The organism is Vibrio mexicanus, from assembly GCF_001012815.1.
GTDB lineage: Bacteria > Pseudomonadota > Gammaproteobacteria > Enterobacterales > Vibrionaceae > Vibrio > Vibrio mexicanus.
In genome coordinates this window covers 63,720-75,809 of record NZ_JYJP01000127.1, presented here as the reverse complement: position 1 = coordinate 75,809, position 12,090 = coordinate 63,720, and the positions used below count along the sequence as shown (strand labels likewise).

The following is a 12,090-nucleotide window of genomic DNA, read 5'->3' as shown; positions in this document are numbered from 1 at the left end:
AAAAATAAGCCGTAGAGAATAACACCGTTATCAAACAATGACTTTAATTTAACGTTAGTCGTTGTCTCAATGTTAATCCATCGAGCGAACCGTTTATTCGACTGCGCTACGAGTAAATTGAAAGTATTTTTAATTAATGTACGCTCAATGACACAATGTTTGGCTTCAAACACATTTTTCGCTAAACCCTATAAGACAATGTTTCGTATTGAAGTTTGCGATAAAAAATGAATCCAAACCATAATGGAGTATCCCTATGTCTCTACGTATTATCACTACTGCCCTAGCCTTTTCAGCGATCAGTGTTGGCGCCAATGCTAACGACTGCGAAATATCAATCGATGCCAACGACGCTATGCAGTTCTCCAGTAAAACGTTGAGTGTGCCTGCAACGTGTGAGGAGGTTACGCTTACCCTTAATCATACCGGCAGCTACCTGCTCAATCCATGGGCCATAACGTTGTTATCACTGATACAGCCAACATTCAAGCAGTGGGTACGGAAGGCATGTCCGCAGGATTGGATAATCAGTATGTGAAGCCGAACGATGATCGTGTCTATGCGTATACAGACATTATTGGCGGTGGTGAGTCGACAACCATCACGTTTAGCACAGCGAAAATGACTGCTGGTGGTGACTACTCATTCTTCTGCTCTTTCCCAGGCCACTGGGCAATTATGAAAGGCAAATTTGAGTTTAAGTAAGATTAGATCACGTGATACTTGAAGGGAGACGTTCGTCTCCCTTTTTAATACGTAGCAAGCTAACTTCACCAAGCAAACTGTGTACTTCAAACAAACTGCTTAAAAGAATATGAACTGACTAGGATTGTGATAGCGACAGTCTCTAAGAATGATGGTTCTATCAATGAGCTTTCTTAATGAAGTTACTTTGACTTTTATGAGAGAACAACCAAGACCAGTGACTACTCACTGAACGGTTTGGCTTATTGGGAATTATCATAGGGAGAAGAAATTGGAGCGTACTGCGGGAATCGAACCCGCATCATCAGCTTGGAAGGCTGAGGTAATAGCATTATACGAAGTACGCTTTGTCGTCTGGACGAGTTCTAATATGCCACAGGCAGGCCAAAAGAAAAGGAGAAATTAACCTTAAGTGACTGACTGCGTATCTTTTCGGCACTTTGGGTGAAGTTTGCGCTAATCTTCTGTTGTAACTAGAAAAGATCACTACCCCTTTACCTACATCGGTAGCGATAACTGAGAGTTTCAGACAATAGCTCGGATTTAGAACAATGGATAGACAAAACTGATCGGATCTAAACTTCGCTCAGTACAGATTACTAAGTAATCAAGAATGCAATCACGACACTAAACCCAAACTCGCCGTCTCCAATCTGATAATTAAACGCGAAGGAACATCAATGGAAAGCCCACTTGTCACACTCAAACACGCCAGCAAAAGCTTTGTCGATGGTAAAGAGACACATCGCGTACTGGAAGGTGTCAACTTTGCGTTGAGCACAGGAGCGAGTGTTGCGCTTACAGGCGCTAGTGGTAGCGGCAAAAGTACCTTACTCAATGTTATCGCTGGCTTTGAGCCACTTTCCGAAGGTGAATTGTGGTTAGATGGCGATAACACGGCGGCTTGGAAAGATCCACAATGGAGCCGATTTCGACACCAAAAACTCGGTGTTATCTTCCAGCAATTCAATCTATTAACGCCGCTCAACGTACAGCAAAACATCGCCTTCCCTCTGCATTTGAATCAACAGAAATGGAACGACTGGTGCGATTATTTGGTCGAGACTTTGGGCATCAGCCAACTGCTCGATAGACATGTTTCTGCCCTCTCCGGCGGTCAACAACAACGAGTCGCTATTGCGCGCGCTTTGGCACATAAACCTAAGCTTCTACTCGCAGATGAGCCCACAGGCAACCTTGACCAAAAAGCCGGCTTGGAAGTGATGAAACTATTGAGTGAAATCACCACCCAAGGCAATACGGCTGTACTATTAGTCACCCACAGCCCTGACTGCGCTGAGTTCATGCAAACTCAGTTACGTATAGAGGATGGGCGCATAGAAAATAGTCAGCTTCAGAAGTGTCATCACATAGACAAATATGAGCTTCGCGATGAAACAAGCTAAGCCATCAAACACCAGATTCACTCATACCCGACTCGCCCTGAACCTGTTTGCGGCGCATTATCGGCAGGCGCCACTGCAAGCCGCCGCGATTTTGATCGGTATCGTGCTGGCAGTGACCTTGTTTGTTGCGGTGCAAGCCATCAACCTCAATGCCAAGCGCAGTTATGCAGAGTCTACCGAGCAGCTTAGCGCACAAGCTCAGAAACTAATTATTCCACCAGCAGGGCAAAACTATCTGCCCGAATTGCTCTACTTCACCCTTAGACAAAACGGGCTCAGTGCAGCACTACCTGTAATCGAAGGGCGGGTGAGAGACGAACAAGGTCGACGCTGGTCAGTACAAGGCAGCGAGTTGATTGCCGCCATCTCGTCACGTTCGCGCTATTCGGCAAACGGAAAGTCATCAAAAAACCAACAGAACGTGTCTTTGTTCGACAGTGCTTTACCTTTGCCTGAGCTTTTAGCCGGCAAGCCAATCGTGATGATGAGCCAATCGCAACATCAAAACTTAGGAGAGGTAGAAACCCTAACTCTGGACGATATTCCAACCCAAATGGTGGTGTTGCCTGACGAATGGCAGTTAGGTAGCCGAATGTTGATGGACATTAGCTTTGCCCAGCAACTGCTCAATAGACAAGGACAGCTCAGTTACATTGCGGTTTTCCATTCGGGTGATGAAGGAAATAAAGACACGCAAGCGAAATGGCAGAACCTTATTGGTGAGCAAGGACAATGGATTGCCAATAACCAAAGTACAGACCTTGGCTCGTTGACCGACAGCTTTCACCTCAATCTCACGGCAATGAGCTTACTCGCCTTTTTAGTCGGGCTATTCATCGCTTACAACGGCGTAAAATACAGCTTGCTGAAACGCAATCGGCTGTTAGTACAAATTCAACAGGCCGGTGTCGCGCCGAGCATTGTGCTCTCTGCGCTGTTAGTTGAACTCACTATTCTGGTTACCATCGGCGCTTCCCTCGGTTTTGTATTGGGCATGCAACTTAGTCATTGGTTACATCCGACTGTGGCGCTGACTTTAGAACAACTTTACGGCGCGACACTGCTGCCCGGCACTTGGCAGTGGCAATGGTGGGCGCAAGCGCTGCTGCTCACGTTAGCCGCCACCCTATTAGCATGTTGGCAACACTTTAAACAACGAGTGCGCCAACCGCTCTCCTCTCATGGCGGATTTTATCAAGCACCTGAAGCCTCTAACGAAAACCAATTGTTCGTGATAGGTGCTGCGTTGACAACTCTCGCACTCGCAGGGTTATGGCTGAGTGAGCATCACCGCTTTACCATGGCGTGGCTCGGCGTGCTTGTAGTGTCGATTCCTTTGTATCTACCCAAAACACTCTGCGTATTAGCCAATTGGTGCGAGAAGCGCACCAATTCCGGTTTGATGCAGTATCTGTTTGCTGAGTTGCGCGAGCTGATTTCTCCGCTTTCTCTCGCCATGATGGCAATGCTACTCGCCGTTACAGCTAATATGGGGATGAACACCTTAGTGAGCAGCTTTGAATCCACCCTAAAGCAGTGGTTAGAACAAAGGCTACACGCCGATATTTACGTCAGCCCTGCCCAAGGGGAAATCACTAATGTAGAGCGCACGTTAGAGCAGTTCGACAATGTTGAGACCGTCTACAAGCAATACTACGTCGACGATAACCTGCAGGGCTTACCGATTCTGCTTGGCACCAAAGACAGAGACACCTTAGAGCAAACCATGGTGTTCAAATCGCACTTGGAGAACTTCTGGCAGCGTTTTTACCAAGGTGAGTTGATCGCCATCAGTGAACCTACTGCGGTCAAACTGGGTTTATCACTGGGTAGCGAACTCACGCTTGATGCCATTCCAAATAAGAGCCTACTTGTGGGTACGATATTCCACGATTACGGCTCACCCAACGGTGAAGTCTTATTAGCACCAAAGTTATGGCAAGAGAGCGGATTCACCAACTTGCCGAAAAGCCTTGGCATTAAAGTCTCGGGGGACCCACAAATCGTCTACGGGCAATTGCGCGAGCAATTGAATCTGCATCCAAGTCAGCTCTATGATCAGGCGCAAATCAAATCCATCGCGTTAGATATTTTCTCGCAGACTTTCGCCATTACGCGCGCGCTCAACTCCGTTACTTTAATGGTCGCGGTGATTGGTTTGTTCAGTGCTTGCTTCATGTTGCTCGACGCGCGCAAAGCCGCCATTGCAAGGCTGTACGCACTTGGTGTTAGTCGTCGCAAATTAATGACCATGGTGGTCGGGCAAATCGTCGCTTTGGTCAGTTTTACTCTGGTTATCGCCCTACCTTTGGGTGCCCTGGTAGGTTATGTGCTGACAGACATTGTCACATTGCGCGCTTTTGGTTGGAGCCTAAATTATCTGTGGAGTTGGAGTGATGCGCTAAGTATTGCGGCGATCACCATCTTGGTGGCGGTGATTGCCACCTTGATCCCGCTGTGGCGATTGGTCAGCAAGCCTGTCGTGTCCAGTTTGCAAAGCGAGGTGTTGTGATGGTTCGATTAACAAGCAAACTTACTCTATTCATGAGCAGCTTATTCCTTCTCGGTTGTGAAGATCCCCAACAAAAAAATATGGGCACGCAAAATATGGGTAAGTTACTGGGCAGTGGAGATATACAAAGCGAGAGCAACCCATTCACACCCGTAGAAAAAGGTGTTGAACTCACCTTTCCTACCGATCATCAAGCGCACCCGAATTTTCGTCATGAATGGTGGTACTTAACCGCTAACTTAATTAATGAAGATGGCAGTCCACTTGGCGTTCAATGGACACAATTTCGCTTTGCTGCTGCGCCATCAAAAGGCGAAGGTGACGCGAAGAAAACCGATTGGCAAACTCAGCAAATCTACTTGGCACACAGCGCGGTCACGACCGCGGACAAGCACTATGCCGATGAAAAATGGTCTCGCGACCAAGCCTCTCTTGCTGGCGTCGACACTTCACCATTTCGTGTTTATCTCGATGATTGGCAGTGGACTTCTTCAACCAACGACCTCTTCCCTGCCTCATTGAAGGCGAACTCGGAACAGTTTGGCTATTCGCTCACTCTTACCAGCAGCGCACCGTATCAAAAGCAAGGCGAGCAAGGTTACAGCACCAAAAGCGCCGATGGTCAGGTAGCTTCGTATTACTACAGCCAACCGTTTATTGATGTCTTCGGTGAAGTCACCATCGACGGCAAAACCCATAAAGTATCGGGCAAAGGTTGGATAGATCGCGAGTGGAGCTCGCAATTCTTACTCGACTCACAACAAGGCTGGGATTGGTTTGCCCTAAGATTGAGTGACGAAGTCAGCTTGGTGGTGTTCCAATTGCGGGATTCCAAAACCGGACAAGCCAGTTACTCCAGCGCAAGGCTAATGCAGCAAAATGGTTCTGGTATTGCGATTTCAGCAAACGATATTCGCTTAGAGGCCATCGAACAAACAGAAATTCTAGGACGTGAATATCCCACACGTTGGCAAGTATCCATTCCGAACAAGCAAATTGATCTTACTGTTTCTGCCCTCAACCCAAACGCTAAAATGCAGCTTTCCGTCCCGTATTGGGAGGGACCAGTGCGAATTGAGGGTTCTCATTCAGGGATGGGGTATATGGAACTCACGGGATACTAGGGCCTGTTTACCAAACTCCTCGCCAATCCTACATGCAAAAAAATGGCCAAGGGACAGACTTGGCCATTTTGCTTAACAACTATTTAGGACATTTTTTGCAGTAAATTCGTTCGATTTACTTCGCTTTAGGAGTAAATGTTTGTGTACTACGATCTTCCGCTGCAACTGGTTCGATCTTCTGACCGTTAGCCGCCAGTTTTTGTACGTAATCAATGAAAGTTTCAGTGTAAAGTTTCAACGTGTTTTCGTACGTGTCAGCATCGCGAGATACTTCACCAAATGCTAGGTAACCATCTTTACCACCAGCGATATAGTCGTTAGTAACAACTACTAGCTCACGATCGTCGGCTAGCTTAGACCAAGTACCGTCACCTTTCGCTTTTACTTCAACGTTGTGTACGCGCTCGCCTGCTGGCTTATTGAAGTCTACGTCGTAACGAATACCCGCTGCGTATGGGTAAGCACCGTCTGAACCTTCAGCACTGTTCTCAACGAACTCTAGGTACGCTTTATCAACCGCTTGGTTAAGCACTTTCTTAACTTGCTCACCTGTCATGGTTAGGTTAACCATAGTGTTGTTGAATGGTAGAACTTTAGTCGCACCCGCAACTGTGAACGTACCTTGTGGGATGTTTGCACGTGCGCCGCCACCGTTTTGGATAGCAACGTCTGCACGCTTAGTTTCAGCAAGGAACGCTTGAGCAACTAGGTCACCCACTTGTGAACCGTGATCATTTGTGTGAGTGTCACACCCGTCAGCACCGTTGTGTTTTTGCTGACCTGGAACACGCTCGTAACAAAGAAGCTCTGAAGATTGTGCAATCTCTTGGTTCTTCATTACATCCAGTTTTTCAGCGAAAACAGCAAGTGTCGCTTTAGTCGCTACGTCTTCGTCAAACTGCGTTAGGTTCGGTTGAGCATTGATAGCTGCGATCACTTCTTCAAGCTCTGCACCTTCAAGTAGCTGACGCTTACCATTTTCATCTTTACGTTTGAACTCTTGACCCATTAGTAGGTGCGGAGTACCTGAACACGATGCTACTGCGCCATTTTCGTCAAACGATACGTTGAGTTCACCAAGAATTTGGCTGTATTCCCAAGCTTGTGCCACACACACTTGGTCGCCATCTAAGTTAGTTCTTAGCGTTGGGTAGTCACCTTCACTCTTTAGGCCAACTTCAGAGAAATCGCCAAGTAGTGAGTGTGAGTCACCGCCGATGATCACGTCTACGTCTGTTAGCTTCTCAGCAAGTTGAACATCATTCGTGTACTGGTAGTGAGTCAGAAGAACGATTTTATCGATGCCTTGAGATACTAGCTCATCAATGTATTTCTGAGACGTTTCTACTTCATTTAGGAACTGAGTCGTTGCATCTGGGTTTGAAGAACCCATCGTCTTGTTGGCGATGTCGATACCAATGATACCTATCTGCTGATCACCATACTGTTTAACCGTGTAAGGTTTGAAGTAATCGTTCGCTGAATTTTGAGCCAGCGGAGAAACGCCTTGCTCTGGAATAACGTTAGCCGCAAGCACTTCTGTGCCGCAGTTGCCTTCGTTCATCCAATCTAGGAAGCGTGCTAGGCCTGCATCACCATCATCAAACTCGTGGTTACCCAGAGCAAATGCATCGAAACAAGCGTGGTTCATCATCGCGCGTCAGCTTCGCCTTTGAATAGTGCGTAGTAAAGCGTGCCGGAGATAGCATCGCCTGCGTGAAGTTTTAGCACATTTTCGTTTGCTTCAGCACGTTGTTCTAATGCTGTGATCAGTCTTGGGAAACCACCCACTTCCGCGTAAGTCGATTGACCCGCTAACTTAAGTTTCTGTGACGAAGGCTCAAGATGAGAGTGATGATCGTTAACGTGTAAGATGGTCAGATCGAAAGGAGAGTTTTTCGATGGTTCCGTCGCGCATCCTGAAGCAACCACTGCCGACAAGAGTGCTACTGCCAATGGGCTTTTTTTCATTATTCGTCCCTTTAATGTGATGTGTGTAAGATTGGCTTGTTTTACAGCTGTTAATATAAATTTAAAATGAAATTAAGTTTGCACTTACATTAAATTAATGTGATCGCAATCGATTCACAAAATCGCAAAAGCTATAAAAATGGGACATTCGATAATTTGCGGCAATAAATAGACTGTTTTTAGACGTAACTTAAGTCTTCTATGTGTAAATAAATGTTACGTTTTGCGAGTAATGTCGACCCTTAATTAACCCGCTTTAGCCGTGATTTTCTCTTTCTATACGAAAAAAGCTAAGGCCCGAACAGGACCTTAGCTTTTTATTTATTGTGTTAATGGAAACAGGTAAACGACCTTTCTTCTAGAACTAATCTTATGAACTACGCTTGCGAACTTTCCTTTCGAACTAGGCGCGCTTAAATTGGCTCATCTCTCTATTGAGGTCTTCCACTTGCGCTTTTACCTTAACTGAAGCGTCATGCGTGGTTTCAGTAATACGCGAGACATCATTAATCGACCCAGTCACAGAGCTCATTAATTGGTTAATCGCCTGTGTGGATTCAGATTGAATTCGAGCTGCGTTAGCCAACTCATCCATTTCTGAATCGAGCGTTGCGATTTGAACCACTGTATCTTCAAGCTTGCTAAACGCCCTTTCTGTATGCTCTGCGCCCTTATGGGCAAGTGTTTTACTCGATTCAATTTCGCTCACCACGGATGCCGTCGATGACTGAATGGCATCAACGATCTGATTGATCTCGGTAGTTGATTCCGTAGTTCGAGTTGCCAGCAGCCTTACTTCGTCGGCAACGACTGCAAATCCGCGCCCCTGTTCGCCTGCCCTCGCCGCTTCGATTGCCGCATTTAGCGCAAGCAAGTTAGTCTGCTCTGCCAACCCTTCGATAACTTCTGTGACTCGACCAATCGTTTCGCTTTCTCGACTTAGCGTTGTCACTTCTTCACTGGCCTTTTCAATAACTGAATACAGCTCTTCAACAGTGGCCTTGTTGTTGTCCAGTGCTGCCGCTCCCTCTTCAATCAGTGATCTCGATTGCGACAATGTTGCCACCGACTGACTCGCATGATTCGACGTGCCATGCGCAGAGTGCGCCACGTCGTTTAGCTGCTGGCCAATCTCCTCAATGCCCCGTTTCTGATTGGTGACTTGCGAGCGTGTCTGCTGATTACCTTCGAGTAATTCTGAAATACTGCCATCAACATCTTGAGCTTTAGAGGTCACCCCTTCAACGATGTTAGCCAAGGATTCATTCATTCGGTTGACCGAATCAATCAAGCTCGACAGCTCATCATTACCTTTCACTTGCAGCGGTTGTTGTGAGACATCACCAGCCGCAATTAACTGCGCGCGTTTAGAAATCAAACTAATGCGATTGCCAATATTCGCGCCCATGTAACGAGAAATTAGGAATGCCGCCAATATCGCAGAGACAGCGGCAAAAATCAGAATGCCAACAACCTGAGTAATCGTGCTAAACACATCTTGCCCAGCTCGATCTGCTTTTGCTTGCTGGCTAGAAACTACCCTATCAAGTCGCTGTTCAAGTTTGTTAGCGGCCGGAATCAAATCTTGTGCAAGTTTTTGGTTAGCCAAGTTCCAACCGTTGGATTTTCTTAGTTCAATGACTTTGACAATGGTCGGGAAATAGAGCTGTTGCATCTCTTTAAACAGCTCCCAAAGAACGATGTCGTTGCTTGAGATTAGGTTCTTCATCGACTCAATCTCTTTCACCGACTTGTCATGGATACCCATCCAATCGTCATACTTAGTCAGAAACTCTGGGTTGCCGTATTGGAGAAAGTCTCGCATTGAGGCTAACGCGTTAGAAAGTGATGTGTAGCTGTCCGCATAGAGCTTAAACAGATGCTTTCTGTCTGCTCCTTGTTGATTTTGCGCTTCCTCATTAATGAGACCCTGAATTTGGTCTAGTGCCACCTCAGCAATCGGCGCGGCTTCATTTTTAAACAAACTGTGTGCTGGAAGATTTTCTTCACTATGACTTAACTCAGCAATCGCATTAAGGTGTTCCGTCACTTCAAGCCAAAGCACGTTCACTTGCTCAAACTCTGAAGTAGGAATGAGTCTTTCTAAGGTAGGCAGGAGCTCGTTGGTGGAGAGTATAATCTGATTTAATTGCTCGCGCTGTTGCATTCCGATTCGTTCATCACTGCCTAGCAACATATAAGCCCGCACCGTTGAAATGCTCGACAAGACAGATTGCTGCAGTGAGCGGCTGGCATCTACGGTTGGCAAATCCGATTGTAAAAGCGATTGGGTGTGATTTTTTACGTGATTGACACTGCGATAAGCAAACAGCGATGAGACGATAAAAAGTACCGCAAGCAACAGAAAACTTAACTGCAACTTCCCTGATATCGAGAGTTTCATCCTTTAACTCCATTTATAAAATTGCGACCAATATAGCGCCTAATTCCAATAGGTGAAATAAAAATGCCGCAATTTATGAAGTCAGAAGTAATAACTATTAATACCCATAAATTCAGTGCGTTATAAATATAAAACCATTTACATAACTTATCTTTCTTTTATTTCTCCTCAATAACGCGGTGAAAAATCAATCACATATCAGTCAAAAAAAGAGCCAGTGAATCACCGGCTCTTTACCCTATTTAGCCTAACGCTGTTAGAGTATTTATTAGAGTAATGCTGGAATACCCGGAAGTTGACCCACTACCGCAAGCGCACCGACACAAACAATCACAGCAGTCAGTGGAATCGCGAGTCTGTCTACTTTGGTCAGAGAGTCAGCACGCTCTTTATTGCCAATTAGTCCCATGTTATCGAGCAACATCGTGAGTGCCCAACCAAATACTGGGTTAACTAGCGCACAAGCAAACATACAGATCCCCGCACTTTGAGAGTTACGCGCATTTTTCACCATCTGCATACCCGCCTCTAATAGAGGAAGGAATACACCGACTAGCAACGCAACGCGAAGTACAGGCTCCCACATTGCGAGATCCATTGGGTATCCTAGCACGGCCGCAAACACACAAAGCAAACCTGTCAGTAAAGCGCCACCGGGAATAGGACGCTTGGCAATGGCCGCAGGGATCATGTATGTCCCCCAAGAAGACGCAAGGTTACCACCGCCTAAGCCAGCCCCCACGATTTGACGAATCGAACACACCGTCATCGTATCATCCACATCCATCAAAGCACCCTTCGCTTTTTTCGGATAATTTAGTTCTTGGAATACGCGGTGACCTAAAAAGTCCGGAGACCACATGGCAACAGCGAGTACAGCAAACGGGATCACGGCAATGTAATGCTCAAGCTTAGGCCAACCAAGTTGCCAACCTGTATTCTCGCCCCACCAGTAGAAAGGATTCATGTTTGGCAAGCCGGGCTCCGTTGTAAACTCAAACGGAACACCCATGGTAAAGGCAACCACACCCGCAATTAGCGAACACAGTGGGATAGCTAGCCAACGCTTCTCGATTTTAGCCAAGTAAGCGTAAATAACGATGGTGACGAATATGACGATGAATGACACTGCGTCTAAGCCGCTGCTTACCGACCATGATTCAAATCGATTGAGCTGACCGATTAGGCCGACTGCCCCAAGGTAGATTAACAAGCCTCCTCTGACGCCTTCACCTGTGAGCTTGACGAGCTTTGACCCGCCTTTTGTGGCACTTAGAACTAGGCCGAACACGCCCACCATCACCCCGAGCGCCAGAGGATGTCCACCAGCCGCGGCTATCAAAGGGATTAATGGGATCATTGGGCCGTGAGTACCCGCAAGATTACTAAGAGGGTTTAAAATCGCTGAAAAGAAGATAACAAAAAGTAGGCCAGCGATTAAAAGCTCAAAGCGCACGTTTTCTGCAACGAACTCTGATGAAAGGCCAAACTGCGCGGCAAACGCGGCTACCATTGCAGTAACCATCACCACCTTACCGATAGTGGCGGCAATTGCCGGTACCCAGTCTTCGATCTCAATACCGAAATCTCTAAACGGTAAGTGGACACGCCATCGTTTTAGGTCCATGACCGAGAGTTCGTGTTCCAAATACTCCGACCGATTGTCAAATTCACTCGCCTTCCGTCTGCGAGATTGATATCCATTTTCTTGAACTTGGCTCATTGTTGCTCCATCTGATTTATATTCCTTTTTGGATTATTAATAAAAACACTAATTATCTTTTGATATAGATCAGATGCAGACATACAGAGATTTAATCAGTCACAAAAGGTCAGCGCAGCGCACACATTGACCAAGCAAATAACAGGATGTGCTAATTCTATGAGTTGAATCAATATAAATGACAAAACACTCAATTGTGTACTATGGTTACGACCTCGCCCTAATTTTTGCCTTCTAAGGCATCC

General features: G+C 46.4%; 7 protein-coding genes, 1 tRNA gene and 1 pseudogene. 4 read left to right on the top strand and 5 right to left on the bottom strand.

Features of this window, described 5'->3' with window-relative positions; genetic code table 11:
• Positions 1–256: 256 nt before the first annotated feature.
• Positions 257–705: pseudogene (azu, locus tag UA76_RS19630) on the top strand (azurin).
• Positions 706–977: 272 nt separating this feature from the next.
• Here azu and UA76_RS19625 read toward each other — a convergent pair.
• Positions 978–1,051, bottom strand: a tRNA-Gly gene (locus UA76_RS19625).
• Positions 1,052–1,385: 334 nt separating this feature from the next.
• On the opposite strand from UA76_RS19625, the gene UA76_RS19620 reads away from it, so the two are divergent.
• Genes UA76_RS19620 through UA76_RS19610 form a run of 3 tightly spaced genes read left to right on the top strand, consistent with a single transcriptional unit; the run spans position 1,386 to position 5,747 of the window.
• Positions 1,386–2,111 (top strand): ABC transporter ATP-binding protein, encoded by a 726-nt coding sequence (locus tag UA76_RS19620; protein ID WP_047049608.1) that lies wholly within the window; start codon positions 1,386–1,388, stop codon positions 2,109–2,111.
• The gene (locus UA76_RS19615) at positions 2,098–4,623 is read left to right on the top strand and encodes an ABC transporter permease (RefSeq protein ID WP_047049607.1); all 2,526 of its coding nucleotides are present in this window, start codon (positions 2,098–2,100) and stop codon (positions 4,621–4,623) included. Before UA76_RS19620 ends, UA76_RS19615 begins: the two co-directional genes overlap by 14 nt.
• Complete coding sequence (locus UA76_RS19610; protein ID WP_047049606.1) at positions 4,623–5,747, top strand: lipocalin-like domain-containing protein; 1,125 nt, start codon at positions 4,623–4,625, stop codon at positions 5,745–5,747. Before UA76_RS19615 ends, UA76_RS19610 begins: the two co-directional genes overlap by 1 nt.
• A gap of 115 nt (positions 5,748–5,862) precedes the next feature.
• Here the strand turns inward: UA76_RS19610 and UA76_RS19605 are convergent, their stop codons facing one another.
• The 4 genes from UA76_RS19605 to UA76_RS19595 form a co-directional block, all read right to left on the bottom strand.
• A complete protein-coding gene (locus UA76_RS19605) occupies positions 5,863–7,401 on the bottom strand; it encodes a 5'-nucleotidase C-terminal domain-containing protein (RefSeq protein WP_238322363.1) in 1,539 nt (512 codons plus the stop codon).
• Complete coding sequence (locus tag UA76_RS24960) at positions 7,398–7,718, bottom strand: hypothetical protein (RefSeq protein WP_238322362.1); 321 nt, start codon at positions 7,716–7,718, stop codon at positions 7,398–7,400. Before UA76_RS24960 ends, UA76_RS19605 begins: the two co-directional genes overlap by 4 nt.
• A gap of 403 nt (positions 7,719–8,121) precedes the next feature.
• Positions 8,122–10,122: a HAMP domain-containing methyl-accepting chemotaxis protein gene (locus UA76_RS19600; protein ID WP_047049605.1), complete on the bottom strand. Its 2,001-nt coding sequence runs from the start codon at positions 10,120–10,122 to the stop codon at positions 8,122–8,124.
• A gap of 268 nt (positions 10,123–10,390) precedes the next feature.
• Positions 10,391–11,845: a DUF3360 family protein gene (locus UA76_RS19595; protein WP_047049604.1), complete on the bottom strand. Its 1,455-nt coding sequence runs from the start codon at positions 11,843–11,845 to the stop codon at positions 10,391–10,393.
• Between the last annotated feature and the right edge of the window lie 245 nt (positions 11,846–12,090).